Genomic DNA, 23,690 nt, shown 5'->3' with positions numbered 1-23,690 from the left:
ATGGACTACATGTTGAATATGGTGCGCCGGCACAAGGCTGGCGAAGCCGTCGGGATCCACGCGGTGTGCTCGGCGCATCCGATCGTGCTCGAGGCGGCGATGGAAGTCACGCTGGCGGCGGGGCCGGCGCAGCCGGTGCTGATCGAAGCCACGTCGAATCAGGTGAACCAGGATGGCGGCTACACGGGCATGACCCCAAGCGCGTTCCGTGATTTTGTCTACGCCATCGCCGACCGCGTCGGCCTGGCGCGCGAGCGTGTGCTGCTGGGTGGCGACCATCTGGGCCCCAATGCCTGGCAGGGCGAACACGCGGATATGGCCATGGCGAAGGCCGAGGTGCTGATCGAACAGTACGTCACAGCGGGCTTTCGCAAGATTCACCTGGATTGCTCGATGTCGTGCGTTGGCGATCCGGTGCCGCTGCAGGATGACGTGGTGGCCGCGCGCGCTGCGCGGCTGTGCGCGGTGGCCGAGCGCGCCTGGCAGGCCGCTGGCGGCGAAGCGCCCGTGTACGTGGTGGGCACCGAAGTGCCGGTGCCCGGCGGCGCGCACGAAGACCTGGCCGAACTGAGCGTCACGACGCCCGCCGCAGCGACGCAGACGATCGCGGCGCACCGCGCTGCATTCGCTGCCGCCGGACTGGATGCGGCGTGGCCGCGCGTGGTTGGCCTGGTGGTGCAACCCGGCGTCGAATTCGACCACCACAAGGTGATCGACTTCCGGCCCGAGCGCGCCGTAGACCTCGGCCGCATGATCGAAGACGTGCCCACGCTGGTCTATGAAGCCCATTCGACCGACTACCAGACGGCGGCCAATCTGGCCGCGCTCGTCGCCGGCCATTTCGCCATTCTCAAGGTGGGCCCTGGCGCGACGTTCGCGCTGCGTGAAACGCTGTGGGCGCTGGCCGATATCGAGGCCGCGATGGCGGGCGATGGCAAGGGCTCCGGGTTCAAGGACACGGTACTGGACGTGATGGGTGCCGAACCGGCGCAGTGGCAAAAGTACTACGACAACGAACCGCGCCGCGCCCGCTTCGATCAGCAATACAGCCTCAGTGACCGGATCCGCTACTACTGGCCGCATCCGGCCATCCAGGCCGCGCAGGCACGCCTGCTGGATAGTCTGGAGCGCACGCCGCCGCCGCTCACGCTGCTGAGCCAGTATCTGCCGTTCCAATATGACGCCGTGCGTGAAGGACGGTTGAACAACCAGCCGGTCGATCTGCTCAAAGAGGGCGTGGCCAGGGTGCTGCGCCAATACATGGCGGCCTGCATGGCAGGCGCCGCAACGAAGGAGTTGGAAGCATGTTAGTCGCTGACAGGAATATTCTGGGCATTGGTACGGAGCGGCTCGATGCCGCCGGCGCCGGCGCTACCGCGCGCGAAATCGCGCAGCAACCGGCCGTCTGGCCCGAGATCGAGGCACTGGTCACCCATCAGCGCAGCGCGCTCGACGCGTTTCTCGGGCCCTTGCTCGCGCGGCCCGACCTGCGCATCGTGCTGACGGGCGCCGGCACCTCGGCCTTCATCGGCGAATGCCTGGCGCCGGCGTTGCTGGGCGGCGGCTGGCGCGCAGACGCCGTGCCGACCACCGATCTGGTGTCGGGCCCGCGCCAGTTCTTGCAGCCGAAGGTGCCGACGCTGCTCGTGTCGTTCGGCCGCTCGGGCAACAGCCCGGAAAGCGTGGCTGCCGTCGATCTGGCCGACGGTGTGGTGGACGAGATCTACCACCTGGTCATCACCTGCAATGCCGATGGTGCTCTGTGCCGGATGGCGCAGGGCCGCGCCAATGCGTATGCGATCCTGCTGCCCGACGCCACGCACGACCGTGGGTTCGCCATGACCACCAGTTTCACCTCGATGCTGCTGGCTGCGGCGGGCGCGTTCGGCGTGCTGGCGCCGGGCGCTACCGCCGGGCCATCGGCTGCGGCCGCGCAGGTGCTGGCGTCGATGCTGCCGCTGCTGGACGGGTTGGTGGCTCAGAACTTTAGCCGCGTTGTCTACCTGGGCAGCAATGCGCTGCGCGGGCTGGCGCGTGAAGCCTCGCTCAAGCTGCTGGAGCTGACCGATGGCCAGGTCGTTGCGCTGTTCGACTCGCCGCTGGGCTTTCGCCATGGGCCGAAGACGATCGTCAATGCCGACACGCTCGTCGTCGTGCTGTTGTCGAACGATCCCCGTGCCCGCCGCTATGACCTCGACCTGCTGCGCGAGCTACGCAATGATGGCCGGGCCGGCCGCGTGCTGGCGCTGAGCGGCCGCGACGAGCCGGCGCTGGGTGACGCCTGCATTACGCTCGATGGCGTCGGGCAGGCACCGGACCTGGCCCTCGCACTGCCGTACATCGTGTTCTGCCAGGCCTTCGCGCTGCTGCAGTCGCTGGCGTTGGGCTTGCGTCCGGATACGCCGAGCGTGTCGGGCACCGTCAATCGCGTCGTGCAGGGCGTCACGATTTATCCACTGGCGGAGGACAGCGATGTTTCTCGGGGTTGACGGCGGCGGCACCAAGACGGCGTTCGCGCTGATCGACCGGCAGGGCCAGGTCATGGCGCGCAATGAGCAGAGCAGCGCGTATTACCTCGAAGTCGGCATGGAAGGTGCGGCTGACGTGCTGGCGCGCGGCTGCGCCGCGTTGTTCGCGGCCGCCGGCGTCACCGCGAACGACGTCACGTTCGCGTTCTTTGGCTTGCCCGCGTACGGCGAAGACCGCGCCGTGCAGGCGCAACTCGATGCGCTGCCGCGCGCCGTACTGGGCCACGCGCGCTACCTGTGCGACAACGACATGGTGTGCAGCTGGGCCGGCTCGCTGGCTTGCGCCGACGGCATCAGCGTCATTGCCGGCACCGGCTCGATGGCCTATGGGCGCATCGGCGGGCAGGGTGCACGTGCCGGCGGTTGGGGTGAATTGTTCAGCGACGAGGGCTCGGCCTACTGGATCGCGCGGGCCGGTCTTGCGCTGTTCTCGCGCATGAGCGATGGCCGCGCGCCGCGCGGGCCGCTGCATGGGTTGATGCGCACCCGCCTGGCGCTGCAGGACGACCTCGACCTGTGCCAGGTCGTCTATGGCGAGCTCAAAGGGGAGCGCAGCAAGGTGGCTGCGCTGTCGCGCCTCGTGTCCGAAGCGGCGGCGCTGGGCGATGCGCAGGCAGCAGCGATCATCGAGTCGGCGGCGCTGGAGGTGGCCGCACTAGTCGATGCGGTGCGGGGCCAGCTGGGTGTTGATCCCGGTACCGAAGTCACGGTCTCGTATTCGGGCGGCCTGTTCGGTGTGGAAGGCCCGCTGCGCGCGCCGTTTGCGCGCATGCTCGCGGCCAGCAGCGCTGGCGCCTATCGCTTGATGGCGCCGCGCCTGCCGCCCGTGCTCGGCGCCGCCGTGTATGCGGCGCACCAGGTCGGCATACCGCTGAACCCGGCAGCGCTCGACCGCCTGGCAGGCACGCAATGATGCGCCGGCAAGCACATGGCGTGCCGGCGGTGCGCCAATCTGGTAAGCTGTTTTTTTATTAAATCTGCGTATCCAATCATGGGTCAAACCGGTCAGCGCCGCGACACCATTCTTAAAGCTCTTACCGAACAAGCCTCGGTCCAGGTCAGCGAACTCGTCAAGCAACTCAACGTCTCGGCCGTCACGATCCGCAGCGATCTGAGCGCACTCGAGGCGCAGGGCCTGGCCATCCGCAGCCACGGCGGCGCCACGCTGGCACGCATGCCGCCGACCGAACACACGGTGTCGCAAAAAGACGCGCTCAACCACGAGCAGAAAGAGCGCATCGGCGCACTGGCGGCGCGCCTGGTCAAGCCGGGCGAAAACATCATCATCGATTCGGGCACCACGACGCTGTCGCTGGCGCGCCACCTGCGCGACGTGCAGAACGTGACGGTGCTGACCAATGGCCTGAATATCGCCTGGGAGCTGGTCAATGCCGCGGGCGTCGATCTCATTCTGACGGGCGGCTTGCTGCGCAAGCAGGCGCTGTCGATCCAGGGCTTGCAGGCCGAAGCCTGCCTGCAGGCCTACAGTTTCGACAAGCTGTTCCTGGGCGTCGATGGCCTCGACCTGCAGTTCGGTGTGACGACCCACCACGAGGCGGAAGCGAGTCTGAACCACAAGATGGTCGAGCGCGCCAGGAAGGTCATCGTGCTCGCCGATTCGTCGAAGTTCGGCTTCATCAGCCTGCACCGCATCGTGCAGCTCGACCGCGTTCACACCGTCATCACCGACGGCGATATCAGTCCGCAATACCGGGATGGCCTGCGCGAGGCAGGCATCGAACTCCTGATCGCCGAGTAAGCCGGCCACGCGCGCACGGCGTGGCACCACGTCAGAGAATATGCAGCGTCGTCCCGGCACGAAACGCGCCCAGCGATGCATTCCATCCCTGTGCTTTGGCCGCATCGTCGGCGTTGGCAGGCCGCACGTTGTAGCGCACGTCGCCGGCCAGTGACGCTGCGCCATCCGGCAAGGCCAGCAGCATGTCGTAGGTGCCAGTGGGCGTGCCGCCCGGGATCGCAATCCGTGCGGTTGCGGTGCTGGTCTGCCCCGGCAGCCAGGCACGAGGATCCATCGACGTCAGGGCCAGGCGTACAACCTTGCCGGTGGCGCGATGCCGGAGCACCAGTTGCACACCCCGCGGGTTGAAGGCGCGCGCCCAGCCGGCGTTGCGCACGGTCAGTAGCAGTTCGCCCGACTGGCCAGCCACGATGCGTGAACTGTGCCGTAACTTCGATAGTTCGAACCGGTAGCCCATGCTGCGCTTGACCTGCGCCAGGCAACCCTGCGCCTGCCAGCGTGCGTGAAACAGGTCGCGGTAGTAGCTGTCGTTCAGGTAGGTCAGGCCGAAGCGCCGGCCTTCGCGCAGGATGTCCTCGCAATTAGTGCGTGGCGTCGGGTTGACTGCATCGGCCGGATTGCAGGTTTCGGCGCCGAATGGCGCTGCCGTCGACAGCGCGGCCACGTAATCACGCTCGCGCTGCCGGGTCGCCGGGTCTTCACTGTAGGTGCCGACATCCGTGCTTGAAGCGAGGAAGCAGTCGTTGTGCAAGCCGATGCGCGCCGCGGACGAACGGTCGCGCCAGCGCGGTGCCTGTGGCGCCCATGCCATCAGATAAGGCGGGTAGCGCACTTGCAGGAAGCGGTCGGGCGGCAGCGCGGCCAGCAGTGCATCGCGGATCTGCGTGCGCCGCGCCGGCAGGGTCAGGTCGTTCGATGAGGTATGCCATTCGCCCCAGGCGCCGACAAAGCCCGCCTGCAGATACGCGACGACATCGGCGTTCGCCGCCAGGACCGGCTTGAGCTGTCCGATATGTTCCAGCACGCGATCTATGGGGGCATCCTGTGCCGCCCGGTAAGCGGTTTCGCCGGCCGGGAAGTTGTACATGAAACGCGGTATCACTTTCAGGCCCGCGCGACGCGCAACGGCAAACCCTTTGCTCAAGTCGGCAAGCAGCGTCGCGGGCAACGCGTGGCCGGCATGCGCGTCCAGCCGCACCGGCGCGTAGACGATCCGGTAGCCGGCCGCAAACTGGGCATCGGCTTGCGCCTGTGTCCACGCCGCCAGGTTGTCGGCCGCCCAGACATACATGCCGCGCTCGGGGTTGGCGATCTCGTCGGCCGACGCTTTGAACGTTGTCTCGACCGGGCTGCCTGACGGGCGGTCGGTCGACTGCACGGCATGGGCCTGCGCCGACAGCATGACAAGCAGGGCGAGTGGACGCAGGCGCTGCAGCATCATGCGCCGATCAGCAGCCGGCCGAACGCGCTTGGCACGTGGAAGTTGGGCGCTGCAGTGCGGGTGGGGCCCCACGCCGAATGCACGCGGTTGTCACCGGCAGCTTCAGGGCCTTCGATGCGGAACAGGTTCAGGCGCCAGCCATCCCCGGTGCCGTCTCCACCGCGCATCGGTATGGCCAGCTCGGCCGTCCAGACCTTGTTGTTCGCATCGACGTGCGCCCTGGCGCGGCTGCCGCCATCGATACGCCGCTTGCCCGACACCTCGATCGCGATTTCCTGCAGCAGTCCGTTGGGCGCGACCTGCACCTCGCGATAGCTTTTCAGGCCGGCGCGATCCGGCGCCTGCAGGAATACCTCGACAACGTCGCGCTCCCACAGCGGCCAGATGGCGCTTGCCGAACCGGCCTGGTCGAAGGTGGTGAGCGTTTCGTACTTGCAGATGAAGCGCAGGTACAGGTGGCCCGCGCCCTGCAACAGCTGAACACGGGTCGATTGTGGTCCGGCAAGCGGCTTGCCCTGCCAGTCGTGGCGGAAGAAGGTCGTGGGTGCATCGGCCCATTGCGATGCGTGCGGGAAGCCGTCCGCGCCCACGGCCTTGACGTTGCTGGCAAACGCCACAGGCAGCAGATCGGGAACGTCGGGCCGCGCTTCGATCAGCAGGCTGTGCGTGAAGCGCAGCGGCAGCGTTGGCTTGTCGGCCGACACCTTGCCCAATACGCTGCCGCTGAGCGAGTCGCGAACCGTCCAGATGCCCGGGCCGAGGCCGCGCAAGGCGACCATGCCATCCCAGCGGTCGGCATAGAATGCGTAGTGCAACGCGCCGGCTTGCTCCACGACGTGGGTTTCCGGCTTGTCGAAACCCAGGTCGTACAGCTCGCCCCGGTAACGGCCTTCGGCCAGGCGCCCCTTGTTGTACAGGTCCACCCACTGTCGCCAGTGCGCTTCGCGCTCGGGTGTCAGCAGGAACGAGTCCTTGGGTTTCGGATCCACCGGCCACGTGAACTTGGTGGCGACGACCGCGCCGATGCCGACGCTGGACGCGAAATCCTGCCCGCCCGTGCTCAGTTCCACATGGTCGCCCGCGTAGGCGGACCACGGGCCCATCAGCGCCTTGAGTGTCTTGCCCTTGTGGCGTACCTGCCAGCTCGACAGCGGGTCGGACGACGGCGCCTGGTCCATGTACGGCATATTGTGGAACGCGTAGCTGGTGCCGCATGGGCACACTTCCAGTACCGCTTCCGGATTGGCCGCATGCACCACGTCGTGCATGACCTTGTAGAAATCCGCCACTGCCTCGATCGATTCCTCGGGGCGCTTGTGCTGGTGCTTGGGGTTGAAGCATGGCGCCACGCCATTCAGGTGCTGCCCATCGACCTTGAGACCGTCGAAGCCCCAGTCTGCAATGATCATGCGCAGCGTCGCGGCCAGGCGCGTTTGCGTCTTGTCGTAGGCGGGGCACAGGTAGAAGCAGTTCCACCAGGTGACGTCCTGGGCCGCGCCGGTCTCGTCGAGCAGCAGCAGGTCGGTATGTTCGTGCAGCTCGTCGCTGCCGGGGGCCACGGCAAGTGGCGCGATCCACAGGCGCGCCTTCATGCCGCGTGCGTGGATGTCGGCCACCAGCGCCTTCATGTCGTCGCCGCCGCGCGGGAATTTGGCCAGGTCGGGCGTCCAGTCACCGGTCTTGACCTGCCAGCCGTCGTCCAGCACGGCCCATTTGAACCCCAGTTCCTGCACCTTGGGCAGCGTGGCGCGCACATAGTCGAGCGAGAAATCGCGTTCGTAGCCCCAGGCGCACCACTGCGCATCGTAGGCGCTTTGTGGCGGCTCGGGCGCGGCCAGGCCCTGCGCGGCCATCAGGCGGCGATAGCGGTCTAGCGGCACATAGAAGTCACCACGGTGCACGGCGATGAACGTGGGCGGGGTGGCCAGCGTGGCGCCCGGGGCCAGCGTCTGCGGCACGTCGCCGCGCAGCGATATGTCGACCGCATTGCCGACCGCCTTGACGGGGAGTGACACCAGCAGCGGCTGCAGCGCCAGGTGGCCGACGGCCAGGCCGGCGTCACGACGCCAGACATCCGCGACCGGCGTGCCGCCGCCGTAATCCGATGCGTTCATCCCCAAAAAGTTGCCCTGCTCGAAACCGCGCTTGACGGGCTGCACCCAGTCGCGCCGGTCGGCATGGCTGGCGCCGGAATAGGTCCAGTAGCCGCCCGCGTGGCGCGGCGCGGCGGCCAGGCGGTGCGCACCATTTACCCAGGCGTCGATCGTCAACGGCTTGGCGCCGGTATTCACGTAGCTTACGTCCAGCAAGGCCATGCCCGGATGCTCGTCGAGCAGGGTCACGGTGACGTGCTTCGCAATGCCTTCCGCAGAGCGGCCGACGAGGTGCAGCGCCTGCCCGGCGCCAAACGGCGTCGTGGCCGGGGCCGGCTCGGCCTTCTGCAACGTAAAGCGGCCGAGCGGCTTGCCACCGATGACCAAGTGTTCGCTGGTGTCAAAACCCGTCAGCGCGACGGGCTGCTTGCCCAGCAGGCTGACGATGCGGCAACGCAACTGCTCGTCGAACTGGAGTGACACGGCGGCGTCCTGCACGCGCACATGGCCCTTGCCGGTGATGGAGGCGGAGGCAGGCGCTGCCTGGGCCAGCGGGATCTGCGTGGCCAGCGGCGCTGCGCCCAGCCACCCGAGAAATGCACGGCGCGCGGTCATGGCTGGCCTTTCCAAGCGCCGGGGAAGGCGCGCTCGGCATTCGTGCGGTAAATTTTGTCGACGACGTCGCGCGGCAGTGCAAGACCCTGGACGGGTTTGTCGAGATCGGCAACCTTGAACGACTCTGCCGTATTGAAGTAACGCCAGTGCATGCGCCACACGCCTTCGGCCTCGCGGCCCAGCGCGGCGCCGTCCTGGCCAGGCTCCTGCGCCATGTCGCTGCCGTAGAGGATGCGGTCCTGGTACTTGATGAAGAAGTTGCGCACTTTCTCGCGGTCGCGCTGGCTCTGGTACTGCAGCTGGCCGATGCGCGCCGATGCGTCCACGACGGCGTTCGGGAACCGGTCGAGGAACGCTGCCAGTTCATCCACATTGCGCTCGAGCGAGGCCAGGTGCACGCCGACAAAGTGTAGGGTCGGGTGCGCCGCCACCATGCGGTCGCGCGCGGCCATCTGCGCTTCCCAGCTTGGCATCTCGGGGTGCAGGTACATATGGTATTGCGGGTGGTTCTTGAAGTAGGTGCGGTCGTTGTTGACCGTCATGCGTTTTAACGGCAGCCAGCAGTTGTGCGGCTCGCCCTGGTGGCCCAGCAGCGGGATGCCCTGGCGGGCCAGGTCGTCGAACAGCGGCGCGAAGCGCGCATCGTCGATCATCACCAGTTCTTGATCGGTGCCGCGCAGGCTCATGCCGATGTTCTTCCACACCTTCACGCCCACGGCGCCGGCCTCCATCGACGCGGCAATGCGGTGGCGGGTGGCGGCGAGCCACGCAGGTTGGGCGGATCCATCGACGGAGAAGCTCGCTGCCCACGCGACGTCCTGCGGGAATTGCTTTTTCAGCGCAATGGCGACGCGCTGCTGGTCATCGAGTGGTGGAAAATCGGGGTAGTCGACATTGATCGACAGGATCTTGAAGTTCTGGCGCCGGGCAGCTTCCATGAACGCCGGCGTCGCATTGTGCAGGTGCAGGTGTGCGTCGATCTTGGCAACGTTGGCATAGTCCGCCATCGTGTAGCTGGACGGATCCGCAGCGTACGCGGAGAAAGGGATGGCCCCGGCAAGCAGGACGGCAAGGGAAAAGACAGAAGTGTGCATCAGGATTCCAGTTCTCGGTGTTGCGGGCCGGTGAACTGCCAGGCCGACCCGCGCTGGCGATGGGCTGTGCGGCGCCACGTACCATGGCGCCGCTTGTTTCATCAGAATCGCAGGCTGGCGCCCAGGGTCACGGAGCGGCCGTAACGGTAATAGCCGTTGGGCAGGCTGACGGTGCCATTGGTCAGTCGTGGTGCCTGCTCGGCATCGGTCAGGTTGTTGCCCTCGATGCTGATGCGTAGCGACTTGTTCACATCATAGGCCAGCTGGGCCGTGAGCCAGGTCACTGAGTTGGTCACTTCGTTGAAGCCGGAACCGATGACGTTGGTGGCGGTGACGAACGAATCGGTGAAGTCGGCCGTCGTGCTCATGCTCCACGGACCACGCTCGTACAGGATGCCCAGCGATGCCGTTGCTGGCGCAATGCCTTCCAGTGGGCGTTCGACGCCGCCGACCCAGCTGCTCGACAGATTGCGCGTGTATTGTGCGCGCACGCCGAAGCCATTGTCGAACAGGTGCTGCAGGCCGATCTCCATGCCGCGCGCCTTGGCGCTGTCGCCGTTGATGGGGCGCTGCACGTTGAACAGGCGTCCGCCGGGTGCACCGATGTCCTGACCGGCCAGGTAGAGATTGGTGATCTGGTTCTTGATGTTTTTCTGGTAGACAGCGAAGGTCAGCGCCGAGCTCTTGGCGTAATACCATTCCAGCGAAATGTCGGCCTGGTGCGCCGTGTACGGCTTGAGGTCGGCATTCCCGCCATAGATCTGCGTGAAGTCGCCCCACGAGATGCTGGCCGTGGTGCTGGACGGCGCCAGCTTGTCGACCGACGGGCGCGCCATCGTTTTGGCGGCGCCAACCCGCAATTGCAGCTTGTCGGTCAGCGAATAGGTGAAGTTACCCGACGGCAGGGCGAAGCTGTAGGTGGCATCCTGGCGCACGACCGACGGGTCGGCGTAGATTGGCGTGAAGTTGAATGCGCCGTTCTGCACGATGTCTTCGATTTTGGCATCCCACGCCTGCGCACCCGTCTTGGTGCGCACGAAGCGCACGCCGACATCGGCGAACCAGCGCTCGCCGGCCAGGTCGGCCTGCACGAATGCGGTCGACGTTTTTTCTTCGACGCGGTAGCTTTCCAGCGGGTTGAAGGCAGGCGCCGACAGGGTCGAGCTGTAGACGCCGCCGCCTGGCCGTGGTTTGCCGTCCAGGCCCGCCAGTGCCTGCGCGTAGCGGTCGACGTCAAAGCCCAGGAAACTGCGCGGGAAGTTGCCGTTGACGCCCGACAGGAAGCCTTTCGGGCTCAGGGTCTGGTTGATCACGTTGCCGCCCAGGGTGCCGACGTTGATCGCGTTTTCGCCAGAGTAGTGATCCTGGCCCGAGTTGAACGCATTGTTGATCATGTCGCGCGACTTCTTGCGGTTGGTCTGGCTCAGACCGAACTTGAGGTAGTCGATGCTGTAGCGGTCCACCTTCCAGTCGGCATTGACGGTTGCGCCGCCGATGCGGTCGTCGATATTGTCGCCCGCCCGGCTGTAGAAGTGGGTGTTGAAGTCGTTGCCGCTGAACAGGCCCTGGGCCAGGCCGCTCTGCAGGTCGCGGCCATCGGCCAGTGTGGTCGTCACATCGGGCACAGCGGCGCCCGTGAGCCGGATGCGCGTGGTATTCGGCTGGTTCATGCGCAGCACGACGTAGCTGTCCTTGCCACCGGAATCGCGCTTCGAGGTAGACAGATAGACGTCGCCGGCCACGTTCAGCGTTGGAGAAATCCGCCATTCGGCCCGCGTACCGTACATCGCGGTATCGACGACCCGATATTCGGTCCGGTTCAGCACTTCGGGATTGAGGCGCAGCTCAGGGTCGCTGCTGTTCAATGTGAGGTCGGTCACGACATTGTTGGTGACCTTGACGTCGGACCAGCGGCCCGGCGCGTACAGCGGGTAGTAGGACAGCTGGTAGCCTACCTGCGGCGAATCGAGCCGCGTCTTGAAGCCGTCGAAGATGACCTTGACGTCGCTGCTGGGCCGCCACTCCACCTTGCCCGAGAGCGCAATGCGCTCTTTTTTCTCCATGATGGAGCCGAAGCGGAACTGGCCCGGCCCGATCAGGCCTTCTTCGCTGGGGTCGAGTACCCCGTTGCCGTTCGGGTCGATGGCGCCGCCCCAGGTATTGCCGAATTCCCAGAACTGGCTCGGGTCGCTCGGGATCGGGTTGCGTGACCAGCCGCCGTCGTTGCCGGCAGTGTCGGTGCGCACGTCGCGTTTGGCGTACACGAGGCCGAGCAGCACGCCGACTTTGTTGTCGAAGGTATTGCTGTAGGTGGCGGACAGCTTCTTGCCGTTCAGGCTGCTCATGTCGTTGCGGTCAGCCTCGGCGCGCACCAGGCCACGCTGGCCTTTCTGGTCAAACGGGCTGGCCGAGCGCAGGTTCACCAAGCCGCCGATGGCACCTTCGACCAGTTGCGCCTGGGTCGATTTGACGACGTCGGCGCCGCTGATCACATCGGCCGGCAGCACGTCGAACGCAAAGTAGCGGCCCGCGCTGTCGGTGCCCAGCAGGCGACCGTTGAACGTGGTGATCGTGTAGTCAGGACCCAGGCCGCGGATGCTGACCCGCTGGCCTTCACCGCCGGCCGTGCGGGAAATCGAGACGCCGGTGATATGGCTGAGCGAGTCGGCCACGTTGTTATCGGGGAAGCGCCCAAGTTCCGTTGCGCTGATGCTGTCCTGTACGACAGCGGCGTTGCGCTTGAGTTCCAGCGACTGCTGCAGGCTGGCACGGGTACCGGTCACGACGACTTGCTCCAGCTTGCCGGCATCGGCCGCAATGACCTCCTGAGCCCGGGCCGGTGTCGCAAGTGTGGCAAGCGCGAGCAGACAGGCAGACGTAAGCGGATTGAGCACAAACCGATCCTGACGATTGGCGCGCGAGCGGCACTGTGAAGGAGAATTCATGAAACGCTTCCTTTATAAGTTGTTGGAGCAGCGTGGCGATGGCTGGCAAACGGAAAGGCTGTTGGGTTGCGATCACTGCCTTCACGAGCCGGAGTGCAGACCAGCTGATGCGACTTGTCTCTATCTTTCGTTTTATTTCGTATTGCGTGAATCCTCAGCGTACAGGTTTCGGTTAAGAGATATCGAAAGTCTTTGACATTGCTCGAACCGTCGCTGTGACACCAAGTCTATAGGGAAATTCCGTGTAATACAAAACATCTTTCGTTTTTTCGAATTTCCGTTGTGTTAACGTATTTCACGAAAATTCTTTCATTCGAAAGTCGGGTCTGCTGCCGATTTTTGTTTCGTGAGGTACGCCTGTGCACAGGCAGGTCGGTGGCGCGATTGAACGGTGCCGAACCGGTTGGATGCGGGAGGGGAGGGGTGTGAGAACTGGTGACCGGGGGAGATGGGTTATCCCTAATGTGGCTTCGGGATGAGACCCTGGTCAGCGGGGATGCGGATGGTCGTGAACGAATGCGAGAGTGCCAGGGACGGGCAGGCGACCGCGCAGGGCATCGGGCTACCAGCCGCCCAATGCCCGCGCCAGCCTGTCCGGGGTCAGCGGCTTGTCAGCCCGCCAGATAGTCGTTCGTGGGCAGCACAGACGCGTAGGCAAATGCGAGCGCCGACATGAACGCGGTGTGCACCTGCGCGGCCGGCACGGTCTGTCCGCCGAACTCGAGGTCGCGCGTGGCGCATGCATCGTGCACGACCGTGGTCTTGTACCCGAAGTCGCACGCTGCACGGGTCGTCGCATCGATGCACATATGACTCATGGCGCCAATGACTGTCACCTCATCGACGCCGTGGTCGTCCAGCAGTGCCTTGAGATCGGTCTTGCGGAAAGCATTCGGGAAGTTCTTGACGATGACCGGTTCGCCCTGCGCCGGCGCCACGGTGTCGTGGATCTGGACGGCATCTGTTCCCGGCGTGAAGAAGGGCGCGTCCGGGTCCGTGGACTCGTGGCGAATATGGATGACAAGATCGCCTTTGTTACGCGCGTCGGCGATCACGCGCGCTGCGTTATTCAATGCGTCGTGGATGCCGGTCAGGGCCAGCTTGCCGGTAGGAAGATACTCGTTCTGGAGGTCGACGACGACGACGGCACGTTTGTTCATGGTGGTGTTCCTTTCATTGAAATGAGGCGCCCAACGACAATATGGTGCACGTGTCGGGCAAGCCGGAACACCGATTGTGCTCGCAATGGCAACAGTCGAACATTGGCCCGAAGGCTAACTTTCGATATAATCGGGCCATGCCTGCTACGACACCTGCCGCACGCCACAAAAAAGTCGCCGTCATCGCCTTCGAGGGCATCACGCCGTTTCACCTGTCGGTGCCTTGTCTGGTGTTCGGCAGCCGCGTGGTCGACACCGATGCGATGTCGTTCGCGATCACTGTCTGCGCGCCGCAGGCGGGCACGTTGTCGACCTCTGCCGGATTTGCGATCGCGATCGATGCCGATCTCTCGGCAGTCGACGAGGCTGACATCATCGTCATGCCTTCCTGGCACGCAGACGGGCGCAGCGCACCGGACAACCTGCTTGACAGTGTGCGCCGCGGCCATGCGCGCGGCGCCACGGTTGTCGGCTTGTGCCTGGGCGCCTTTCCGCTGGCACAGGCCGGCCTGCTCGATGGGCGGACGGTGGCAACGCACTGGGAGGCGGCAGACAGGCTCGCGCAGCAGTATCCCCGACTTGCCGTGGACCGGCACGTGTTGTACGTGGATGATGGCGACATACTGACGTCGGCGGGTGTTGCCGCCGGCCTCGATTGCTGCCTGCATCTGCTGCGGCGGCTCTGTGGCGCCGAGGTCGCCAACCGTGTCGCAAAGCACATCCTGGTCGCGCCGCACCGTGACGGCGGGCAGGCCCAGTTCATCGAGCGGCCGTTGCCGGACGACGCTGCGGCAGGGCGGTTCGCCCAGTTGCTCGAGTGGGTCGGTGAACACCTGCACGAGGAGCACAGCATTGACATGCTGGCCGAGCGTGCCGCCATGAGCCGGCGCAATTTCACACGTCATTTTCGTCTTGCGACCGGCACCTCTTTCAAGCAGTGGTTGCAGAACCAGAGACTGGTCCATGCCCAGCGGCTGCTCGAGGCAGGGGACTTGTCGATCGAGCGCGTCGCGCACGCAGCCGGATTCGGTACGGCGCTGTCGCTCCGGCAGCATTTCAAGGCAACCCTGCGCACATCGCCGTCCGACTACCGCAAGCGTTTTAGGGAGCGTACTGAAACTTGATCGTGGCCATGGCTGTGAAGATGGTCGCCGGATCGCGTAGAGCGGCGCCTTTTCTCGTAAAAAATGTAACTAACCAACGTATAAATTTGCGAAACTACAAACCCAGCGTTAGCGGCGGCGCAAACCTTGCGAGCACATGGAACCGTCGCCAGATCACGTGATAATCACGCCCGCCAGCGACGATCTGGCACCGCAATAATGCTAGAATAGCGCGCTGCGTGCGTGGCGCCAGCGACTGGCAGCCCACCTGCAAGTGTATGAATAATAATAAAGCCCTGTTTTTACAGGGCTTTATGTTTTTGAACGATTTAGAGCGTTACTGAGGAAATCTGCGATGGAAATTAAGGTCAACTTTCTCGACAAACTTCGTCTCGAGGCGAAGTTCGATGACTTCACGGTGATTGCCGATCAACCCATCCGCTACAAGGGTGACGGTTCAGCGCCGGGCCCGTTCGATTATTTCCTGGCCTCGTCGGCCCTGTGCGCAGCGTACTTCGTCAAGCTGTACTGCGATACGCGCAACATCCCGACCGAAAACATTCGCCTGTCGCAGAATAATATCGTCGATCCGGAAAACCGTTACCAGCAGATTTTCAAGATCCAGGTCGAGCTGCCTGCCGATATCTCGGACAAGGACCGCCAGGGCATCCTGCGCTCGATCGACCGCTGTACCGTCAAGAAAGTGGTGCAGGCCGGCCCCGAGTTCGTCATCGAAGAAGTCGAGAATCTCGACGCCGATGCGCAGGCCTTGCTCACGCTGCAGCCATCGACCGACTCGCGCACCTATATCACCGGCAAGGACCTGCCGCTCGAACAGACCATCGCCAATATGTCCGGCATGCTGGCCGACTGGGGCATCAAGATCGAGATCGCCTCGTGGCGCAATATCGTGCCGAACGTGTGGTCGCTGCATATCCGCGATGCCCATTCGCCGATGTGCTTCACCAACGGCAAGGGCGCGACGAAGGAAAGCGCACTGGCCTCGGCACTGGGCGAGTACATCGAACGCCTCAATTGCAATCACTTCTACGCCGGTGCGTTCTGGGGCGAAGACATCGCCAACGCACCGTTCGTCCATTACCCGAACGAGCGCTGGTTCAAGCCAGGCCCGAACGACGCGCTCCCTGCGGAGATTCTCGATGCCTACAGCCTCGAGATCTACAACCCGGACGACGAACTGCGTGGCTCGCACCTGATCGACACCAATTCGGGCAATGCCGCGCGCGGCATTTGCGCGCTGCCGTACGTGCGCCAGTCGGACAATGAGGTCGTGTACTTCCCGACCAACCTGATCGAGAACCTGTATGTCAGCAATGGCATGAGCGCCGGTAACACGCTGGCCGAAGCCCAGGTGCAGTGCCTGTCCGAGATTTTCGAACGCGCCGTCAAGCGCGAAATCCTCGAAGGCGAATTGGCGCTGCCGGATGTGCCGCAAGAAGTGCTGGCAAAATATCCGGGCATCGTGGCCGGCATCGCAGCGCTGGAAGAGCAGGGCTTCCCGGTGCTGGTGAAAGACGCGTCGATGGGCGGTACGTACCCCGTCATGTGCGTGACGCTGATGAACCGCAAGACGGGCGGCGTGTTCGCCTCGTTTGGCGCGCATCCAAGTTTCGAAGTGGCGCTGGAGCGCAGCCTGACTGAACTCCTGCAGGGCCGCAGCTTCGAAGGCTTGAACGATTTGCCGCAGCCGACGTTCGCCAGCAATGCCGTTACCGAGCCGAACAACTTCGTCGAACACTTCATCGATTCGAGCGGCATCGTCTCGTGGCGCTTCTTCAGCGCCAAAGCCGATTTTGATTTTGTGGAGTGGGATTTCTCGAGCGAGGGCGAAAACGCCAATGCCGAAGAAGCGGCGACGCTGCTGGCGATCCTCGCCGACATGGGCAAGGAAGTCTATACGGCCGTGTACGACCAGCTTGGCGCAACCGCGTGCCGCATCCTGGTGCCGGGTTATTCCGAAATCTATCCGGTCGAAGACCTGATCTGGGATAACACGAACAAGTCGTTGCTGTTCCGCAGCGATATCCTGAATCTGCATCGCCTCGATGACGACAGTCTCGAAGCGCTGATCGATCGCCTGGAAAACAGTGAGCTCGATGAGTATTCGGATATCGCCACGCTGATCGGCATCGAGTTCGACGAGAATACCGAGTGGGGCCAGCTGACCGTGCTTGAACTCAAGCTGCTGATTCATCTGGCGCTTGGCCAACTCGAGGATGCCCATGAGTTGGTCGGTGCGTTCCTGCAGTACAACGACAACACCGTCGAACGCCGCCTGTTCTATCAGGCGATGAATGTGGTGCTGGAAGTCTCGCTCGACGACGATCTGGAACTCGACGATTATGTTGCCAACTTCCGCCGCATGTATGGCGACGAGCGCATGGACGCCGTGCTCGGTTCGGTGGATGGCAGCGTGCGCTTCCATGGCTTGAGCCCGACCAGCATGGCGCTGGAAGGGCTCGACCGTCATCATCGCCTGATCGACAGCTACAAGAAGCTGCACGCAGCGCGGGCAAAGGCCGCAGCGCGCTGAGCTGGTAGCAGGGCGGTTCGCGTCGCTGTCTGCAGCAAGTGTGACTTGCGCAAATAGACGTGACGCGAGGTGCTGCTGACATCGCTGCATCAGGTGCATTTGCAGCGCTGACGCAGGCTCTGTCGTGAGAATTGAGGAGAATTCATGAGTTGTCCTCTGCTAGCATGGCAGGTCCCTTCTTTGGAGCACCGCTATGCCGATATCCACATCTTCCTCTTCGCTACCGACAGCGGCGCGCCTGCGCAGAAGAGTGATCAGCGCCTCGGCACTGCTGGCACTACTGAGCGCCTGCGGCGGGGGCAGTTCCAGCCCCAGCTCCAGCTCTGGCGACGTCGGTGTCCTGCCACCGGTGCGCACTGCGAGCGTTACGGTTATCGCCGGCAGTCCGACCGATGCCGGCTATACCGATGGCGCCGGGCTATCGGCTCGCTTCCAATCTCCTCAGGGAATTACGATGGATGCTGCCGGCAATCTGTACGTGGCCGACAGCCTCAATGCCATCGTGCGCAAGATCACCTCTGGTGGCCAGGTATCGACCTTTGCGGGCAAGGCAGGGTCTCCCGGTGCCGCCGATGGCATTCTGGCCACTGCCCGCTTCATGGAACCGGCCAGCATCGGCATCGACGCCGCCGGCAACCTGCTGGTGGCGGATTGGCTAAGCGCCCGCAAGATCACGACTGATGGCATCGTCAGCACCATTCCCGGGGTCGGCTCCGGCCCGATGACCTGGGTGCGCAGTGAACAGGTTTGGGGGATCGCCGCTGACCGCGCCGGAAACATCTATCTCAGCAACAGCACCAGTACGCGCCTGATCGCTCCAACGGGCGTGACCACCATACTCGAGAGTGTCACGCGCGACCCCGTCTTCGGAACCCCGGACATTGCGCGGCGCGGCATCACGGTTGACACCAGTGGCGGGGTGTATGTCTTCGACCTGCAAAATACGGTCAGCCGAATCGATACGAGTGGTCGCTTGACTACCCTTGCCGGTTCCGCGGGCGTCAACGCAGCGGCAGACGGCACTGGCACGGCAGCGCGCTTCCAACAGGTGCGCGCACTGACAGCCGACAGCCAGGGTAACCTGTTTGCGGCCGATGTGGACCGGGTCCGGAAGATCACTCCTGCGGGCGTCGTGACGACGGTGGCCGGCAAGGGAAGCAATCTTCCGTTGCCGAACGATGTGGGCTCCCTCTGGGGGATCGTCGCCGATGGCAAGGGGAATCTTTACGCTACCTTCGGCAATGCTGTGGTGAAGATCACCCTGCCATAGAGCGCTCACAGGTAGGCGACGCCTGGTTTCGCAGCCAGGCCGGCTTTCGAAAAATCACAGCAGGAACGCCGGCCTGCCGCTGCCCGGCAGCACGTCATCCTGCGTCGTCTCGTCTTTCAGCGCGACACCACTCAATTGCCGTTGCCGCGCCTGTCCGAGCAGATACTGCAGTCTGGCGGCCGCCTGGGCATAACCCAGCCCCGCAGGCCTGACGTTCGAGATGCAGTTACGGCGCTCGTCCGTCAGGCCGACGCGTGGCCCCCACGTCATGTAGATGCCCATGCTGTCCGGTGCACTCAGGCCCGGCCGTTCGCCAGTCAGCACGACGACGATCTTCGCCCCCAGCAATTCACCGACTTCATCGCCCACGGCGACGCGGCCTTGCTGGACGATCGCCAACGGCGCCAGCGTCCACGCTTCGGCAGCAAGCTGCAGATGCAGCGCTGCCAGGAAGGGCGCGGCATTCTGCGCGATTGCGTGTGACGACAGACCATCCGCCACGACGATGGTCAGATCGCAGCGGGGGGTGCCATCGTCACGATCGGTCAGAAGCGCGCGTGATGGCGCATCGAGCCGCCGCCCCAGATCCGGCCGCTGCAGATAGACGTTGCGATTAGCCGCCGCGCTGTGCAGCAGGAGGGGCGGGCCAGAGTGCGGCCACGCCGCCTGCAATGCTGAACTCAGCGCACCAGTATCGAGCGGTAGATGCACGGCGTCACGCGCCCGCGCATGCGCGAGCTGAAAATCGAGCTGTGCGCCTGTCGGCTGGCTGATGCCTGCGGCGCCCAGTGCAATGCGCGCGTCGGTGAACTGGCGCAAGGCTTGCCAGGGTGCGGGGACGGCATCAAAGTCGTCGGTCGAATCGGACATAAAAGCAACCTCAGGATGACTGCAGCAGCGCGCGCTGGAATGCCGGTGGCACGGTCCGCCCCAGCTCGGCTTGACCCGCGCCCTTGAAGATGCCCATTGCGCGCAGCCACGCATCGAACTCTGGCGCCGGTTGCAGGCCGAGCGCGCGGCGCGCATACAGCGCATCGTGGAACGACGTCGTCTGATAATTGAGCATGATGTCATCCCCGCCCGGAATGCCCATCACGAAGGTGCAGCCGGCCGTGCCCAGCATCGTCAACAGCACGTCCATGTCGTCCTGGTCGGCTTCGGCGTGGTTGGTATAGCAGACGTCGCACCCCATCGGCAGGCCAAGGAGCTTGGCGCAGAAGTGGTCTTCCAGGCCGGCGCGGATGATCTGCTTGCCGTCGTACAGGTATTCCGGCCCCATGAAGCCCACCACGGTGTTGACGAGCAGCGGGTCGAACGCACGCGCCACCGCATACGCGCGGGCCTCGCAGGTTTGCTGGTCGACGCCGTGGTTGGCATTGGCCGACAGCGCGCTGCCCTGGCCGGTCTCGAAATACATGACGTTGTTGCCGACCGTGCCGCGGCCCAGCGACAGGGCAGCGGCGCGGGCTTCGCCGAGCAGCGCCAGGTCGATGCCGAAGCTGGCGTTGGCCGCTTGCGTACCAGCGATCGACTGGAATACCAGGTCGACCGGCGCGCCGCGCCCGATCGCCTTGATCGTATTGGTCACGTGCGTCAGCACGCATGACTGGGTGGGGATGTCGTAGCGGCTGATGACATCGTCCAGCATCGTGACGAGCTTGACCACCTGCGCGACATTGTCGGTGGCTGGATTGATGCCGATGACCGCGTCGCCGCTGCCATGCATCAAGCCGTCGAACAGGCTGGCCGCGATGCCTGACACGTCGTCGAGTGGGTGGTTCGGCTGCAGGCGCGTCGACAGCGTGCCGGCAAGGCCGATCGTGTTGCGAAAGCGCGTGACGACGCGGCACTTGCGCGCCACCAGCACCAGATCCTGGATGCGCATGATCTTCGATACCGCCGCCGCCATCTCGGGCGTGATGCCAGGGGCGACGCGCGTGAGCATGGCGCCGTCGACCGCGTCACCCAGCAGCCACTCCCGGAAACTCCCCACGGTCAGGTGGCGGATCGGCGCGAATGCTGCGGCGTCGTGGCTGTCGATGATCAGGCGTGTGACTTCATCGGTTTCGTACGGTACGACGGCGTCGTTCAGGAAGGTGCGCAAGGGCAGGTCGGCCAGCGCCATTTGCGCGGCGACGCGCTCTTCGGCGCTGCCTGCGGCGATACCGGCGAGATGGTCGCCCGAACGCGCGGGCGTGGCCTTGGCCAGCAGGTCGCGCAGATCGGCAAACCAATACGTTCTGGTGCCGACGATGTGGGAGATCCGGGGCATGATGGCGGTCCTTCGCTTGGATGGGGCAATAGGGGGCGATTGCGCCGCACGGCGGTATCGTTAGCAGCGATAGTGCCACAGGTCGTGCGTATTCAGGGCGCGTGGCGACGGCGTCAGCGGTGTGATAGCATCGCCGCTGATCTTGCACCATTGGCAACTTGCCTCCATCACGCCGACCCCGACCGATCCGACAATGTGAGAACCCCTTCCGACACGCCTGCTTTTTCCTGGCGAATGCGCCTGGCACTGCTGCTATCCCTGCTGATCCACGCGCTGCTGCTGAGCATTCCGCTCGAGGGTGATGTGTTCGGGCTCCCGGGATTGCGCATGCCGTGGGAAGAGCGGCGCCTGGCGGCGACTGAATTGAATGTCAGGCTGGCGCCGGCGCCAGCCGCAGCACCGGCCGCAGCACCAGCGCAGCCGCCCGCACCCGAGCTGAAGGCAGAAGCGCCGGTCGTCGCGAGCCAGCCGACGCCGCCGGCCGTGCCAGCAGCTACCGCGCCTGCACCCTCCGTGCCGCAGTCGCCGGTGGCCAGGGTCCAGCCAGCGCCAGCGCCGACGCCACAGAACGATGACGCGGCCGGGGCGCGCATCATCGCGCTCGATGACGACAAGCGGGAGACAGCGATCGAGGAAGAACGCGTGCGCCAGCAGGTTGTTCAGCGCGAAGCCGCGCGCGCAGCGGCAGCCGTCGCGGCTGAACAGCAGCGAACTGCCGGGCTGGCGGCACAAGCGCAGGCACAAGCAAAGGCAAGCGAGCAAGCCGAGCGGGACGCGCTGGCCAGTGCCGCCGCGGCACAACGCGACGCCGAACGTGCCGATGCACAGCGTCTCGAGGAAGCCAATCGCGATGCGGCGGCCCAGCGTGAGGCTGCCCGCGCAGAAATCGCCCGTCAGGAACAGGCCAAACGGGAAGCGGCCCGTCAGGAACAGGCCCGTCTTGACGCCGCCCGTGCTGAAGCGGCCCGCCAGGAACAGGCGAGAATGGCGCAGCAGGAAGCAGCACGCCAGGACGCGGCCAGGCAGGAAGCAGGGCGCCTCGCGCAGTTGTCGCAAACGCCGGCGGCGCCGGTGCAAACCGCGCAGGAAGCGCAACGTGAAGAGCGTCTGCGCGCGATTGGCCGGCAATTGAACCAGGAAGCCGCGCAGCGTGACGCCGCCGGGGGGCAGCGTCGTGGCTGGCTGCTTGGCCGCGCCGACGCCAATGCCGACCTCGTGGCGTACGCGGAAGCCATGGGCCGCAAGATCGAGCTGAACATGAGCCTGAGCGCCGTGCGCGATATTGTCAGGCAGCCGCACCGGCAGCCGCTCGTGACCGTGGCAGTGCGCAGCGACGGTTCGGTGGAGCGGGTGACGTTCGTGACGTCGAGTGGCGTGCCTGCGGTGGACGAGGCAATCCGCCAGATCATTGCCAGTCACGCGCCCTATGGACCGTTCCCGCCGGCGCTGGCGCGCCAGTACGATGTGGTGGAAATTCGCCGGACGTGGCTGTTCGACGTGGCGGTTCGCCTGCAGTAGGAACGATGAGCAGCATCCGATCGGTTCGCCAACAGGTGGCCCGGCATGGTAGGGTGCTGTTTTCACTCACCTTAAAGCAACCTGCAACCATGCAAGACCTCTCCAAATATTCGCTGGCCAAACTTCGCGCACTTGAAGAACAGGTCAACGATGCGCTCAAAACCCACCATTTCCTCAATATCAGCAAGGCGCGCGAACAGATCCTCCACATCGCCCGCAATGCCGGCCTGACCGAGAAACAGGTACTGGCGATCAAAGCGCCGGGATCAGGAAAGTCAGGCGCCGCCGCCGTCAGCTACACCAACCCCGACGATCCTGCCCAGCAATGGAGCGGTCGCGGCCGTCAACCGGCCTGGGTCAAGGCATGGCTTGCCGCCGGCAAGTCGCTCGAGGACATCAAGACGTCGGCTTGACCGGCGGCCCGGTCAGCGTCAATCGCGCGCAGTACGCCATTCCTGGGCATTGACAGGCTGCTCGTGTTCATGCCCGCAGTTCGTGATTCTCTGCTTGCCGAATTTTTCGATCATGTCGATGCTCGTCGCCGGGGAGCGCTCGGTGATGCAATAGATACCGCCAGCCGTGACAACGCGCGTGCGTCGTGCGCCGTCGCCGCCGTCATTGACGAGTTCAACGATCTTGGGCGCTTCGTACCAGCGGCCCGGCGCGACTGCCGCCGCTTCTGCAAACCCGCGCGCCATGCGGATCTGCGGGCTGTCCGGTGGCGCGACGATATACGCCTTGCTGCTCTTGCGCAGCGTGCGCTCGATGGCACCTGCTTCGCGTAGGGCTTGCTCGACGCTCAGTCGCGCGCTCCCTTCAACAGGCGTCACGTCAGGACCACCGGCTGGCAGAGCAACGTTTGGCTCGGCGGTGGGCCGTTGGATGCCCGAAGCTATCGCCTCGCCAAGGCGGGCGGCTGGTGCAACGACCGCTGCGCGCCTGCGTTCCGCGGAAACGCGGACATCGCGTGTGGCTGGCTGCGGCCTGCTGTCAGGCACCTGGATCCACTGTGTGAAGACCGCCTGTCGCTCTTCGTCAGGCGCTCGTTGGCGGCTTGCCTGCCATGCGGCCAGAAAGGCGGCGTGCAGCAACATGGCGACGCCGATGCCCAGGACGCGATTCTCGGAAGATGACAACGATGGCGGACGTGAGTACATATTCACCAAGTATAGTCAGCGCCGTGCGTTAATTATTCGCACATTCCCACATTTCACCGACGAGTCAATCCGAGGAAAAATTTTTCTGGTGTATTTATGTCAACTGGATTGCATCATGCTGCGTTATGAAGACACATTTCAGGCGCCGCCGTTCGCGGCACGCCCGATCCATGCAGACTCC

Annotated in this window: 18 protein-coding genes; 10 read left to right on the top strand and 8 right to left on the bottom strand. The window is 64.6% G+C overall.

Translation table 11 applies throughout. The features are described 5' to 3' along the window. From HD842_RS07900 to agaR, 4 genes are all read left to right on the top strand, one after another. A complete protein-coding gene (locus HD842_RS07900; protein WP_183552897.1) occupies positions 1 to 1,311 on the top strand; it encodes a D-tagatose-bisphosphate aldolase, class II, non-catalytic subunit in 1,311 nt (436 codons plus the stop codon). Continuing rightward, complete coding sequence (locus HD842_RS07895) at positions 1,305 to 2,489, top strand: SIS domain-containing protein (RefSeq protein WP_183552895.1); 1,185 nt, start codon at positions 1,305 to 1,307, stop codon at positions 2,487 to 2,489. Before HD842_RS07900 ends, HD842_RS07895 begins: the two co-directional genes overlap by 7 nt. Continuing rightward, positions 2,473 to 3,441: an N-acetylglucosamine kinase gene (locus tag HD842_RS07890; protein ID WP_183552893.1), complete on the top strand. Its 969-nt coding sequence runs from the start codon at positions 2,473 to 2,475 to the stop codon at positions 3,439 to 3,441. The genes HD842_RS07895 and HD842_RS07890 overlap by 17 nt, the downstream gene beginning before the upstream one ends. Before the next feature lie 78 nt (positions 3,442 to 3,519). Further along, complete coding sequence (gene agaR, locus HD842_RS07885) at positions 3,520 to 4,287, top strand: transcriptional repressor AgaR (protein WP_183552891.1); 768 nt, start codon at positions 3,520 to 3,522, stop codon at positions 4,285 to 4,287. A 31-nt stretch (positions 4,288 to 4,318) separates the two neighbouring features. Here agaR and HD842_RS07880 read toward each other — a convergent pair whose 3' ends face one another. From HD842_RS07880 to HD842_RS07865, 4 genes are all read right to left on the bottom strand, one after another. Next, positions 4,319 to 5,728, bottom strand: a complete 1,410-nt coding sequence (locus tag HD842_RS07880) for a DUF4832 domain-containing protein (protein WP_183552889.1) — start codon at positions 5,726 to 5,728, stop codon at positions 4,319 to 4,321. Next, a complete protein-coding gene (locus HD842_RS07875; protein ID WP_183552887.1) occupies positions 5,725 to 8,436 on the bottom strand; it encodes an alpha-galactosidase in 2,712 nt (903 codons plus the stop codon). The genes HD842_RS07880 and HD842_RS07875 overlap by 4 nt, the downstream gene beginning before the upstream one ends. Beyond that, positions 8,433 to 9,530, bottom strand: coding sequence for an amidohydrolase family protein (locus HD842_RS07870; protein WP_183552885.1), 1,098 nt, complete (start codon positions 9,528 to 9,530; stop codon positions 8,433 to 8,435). Before HD842_RS07870 ends, HD842_RS07875 begins: the two co-directional genes overlap by 4 nt. A 101-nt stretch (positions 9,531 to 9,631) precedes the next feature. Beyond that, positions 9,632 to 12,475 carry a TonB-dependent receptor gene (locus HD842_RS07865; RefSeq protein ID WP_183552883.1) on the bottom strand — a complete coding sequence of 948 codons (2,844 nt, stop codon included), beginning with the start codon at positions 12,473 to 12,475 and terminating at the stop codon, positions 9,632 to 9,634. Here HD842_RS07865 and HD842_RS07860 point away from each other — a divergent pair. After that, a complete protein-coding gene (locus HD842_RS07860) occupies positions 12,474 to 12,671 on the top strand; it encodes a hypothetical protein (RefSeq protein ID WP_183552881.1) in 198 nt (65 codons plus the stop codon). The genes HD842_RS07865 and HD842_RS07860 overlap by 2 nt on opposite strands. A 415-nt stretch (positions 12,672 to 13,086) precedes the next feature. Here the strand turns inward: HD842_RS07860 and HD842_RS07855 are convergent, their stop codons facing one another. Next, entirely contained in the window at positions 13,087 to 13,635 is a 549-nt protein-coding gene (locus tag HD842_RS07855; protein ID WP_183552879.1) for a cysteine hydrolase family protein, read from the bottom strand. 137 nt (positions 13,636 to 13,772) lie between these two features. Between HD842_RS07855 and HD842_RS07850 the strand changes: the two genes are divergently transcribed. The 3 genes from HD842_RS07850 to HD842_RS07840 all read left to right on the top strand — a co-directional run bounded on the left by HD842_RS07850 (position 13,773) and on the right by HD842_RS07840 (position 18,562). Then, on the top strand, positions 13,773 to 14,759 hold the full coding sequence (locus HD842_RS07850; protein ID WP_183552878.1) for a GlxA family transcriptional regulator: 987 nt from the start codon (positions 13,773 to 13,775) through the stop codon (positions 14,757 to 14,759). Positions 14,760 to 15,093: 334 nt separating this feature from the next. Further along, positions 15,094 to 17,292, top strand: coding sequence for an OsmC domain/YcaO domain-containing protein (locus tag HD842_RS07845; protein WP_183552877.1), 2,199 nt, complete (start codon positions 15,094 to 15,096; stop codon positions 17,290 to 17,292). A gap of 454 nt (positions 17,293 to 17,746) precedes the next feature. Continuing rightward, positions 17,747 to 18,562 (top strand): hypothetical protein, encoded by an 816-nt coding sequence (locus HD842_RS07840; RefSeq protein ID WP_183552876.1) that lies wholly within the window; start codon positions 17,747 to 17,749, stop codon positions 18,560 to 18,562. 54 nt (positions 18,563 to 18,616) lie between these two features. On the opposite strand, the gene eutC is transcribed toward HD842_RS07840, so the two are convergent. Beyond that, positions 18,617 to 19,432: an ethanolamine ammonia-lyase subunit EutC gene (gene eutC, locus HD842_RS07835; RefSeq protein ID WP_183552875.1), complete on the bottom strand. Its 816-nt coding sequence runs from the start codon at positions 19,430 to 19,432 to the stop codon at positions 18,617 to 18,619. Between the two features lie 10 nt (positions 19,433 to 19,442). Then, entirely contained in the window at positions 19,443 to 20,834 is a 1,392-nt protein-coding gene (locus HD842_RS07830; protein WP_183552874.1) for an ethanolamine ammonia-lyase subunit EutB, read from the bottom strand. 234 nt (positions 20,835 to 21,068) lie between these two features. Between HD842_RS07830 and HD842_RS07825 the strand changes: the two genes are divergently transcribed. Next, a complete protein-coding gene (locus tag HD842_RS07825) occupies positions 21,069 to 22,352 on the top strand; it encodes a TonB C-terminal domain-containing protein (RefSeq protein WP_183552873.1) in 1,284 nt (427 codons plus the stop codon). Positions 22,353 to 22,357: 5 nt separating this feature from the next. After that, positions 22,358 to 22,765: an H-NS histone family protein gene (locus tag HD842_RS07820; protein ID WP_229424630.1), complete on the top strand. Its 408-nt coding sequence runs from the start codon at positions 22,358 to 22,360 to the stop codon at positions 22,763 to 22,765. 18 nt (positions 22,766 to 22,783) lie between these two features. Here the strand turns inward: HD842_RS07820 and HD842_RS07815 are convergent, their stop codons facing one another. Further along, on the bottom strand, positions 22,784 to 23,182 hold the full coding sequence (locus tag HD842_RS07815) for a hypothetical protein (RefSeq protein ID WP_183552872.1): 399 nt from the start codon (positions 23,180 to 23,182) through the stop codon (positions 22,784 to 22,786). Positions 23,183 to 23,690 lie beyond the last annotated feature (508 nt).

Source organism: Massilia aurea, assembly GCF_014200505.1.
GTDB lineage: Bacteria > Pseudomonadota > Gammaproteobacteria > Burkholderiales > Burkholderiaceae_D > Telluria > Telluria aurea_B.
Note: the sequence above shows the minus strand (reverse complement) of the source record. Positions and strands in the feature narration are given on the sequence as shown.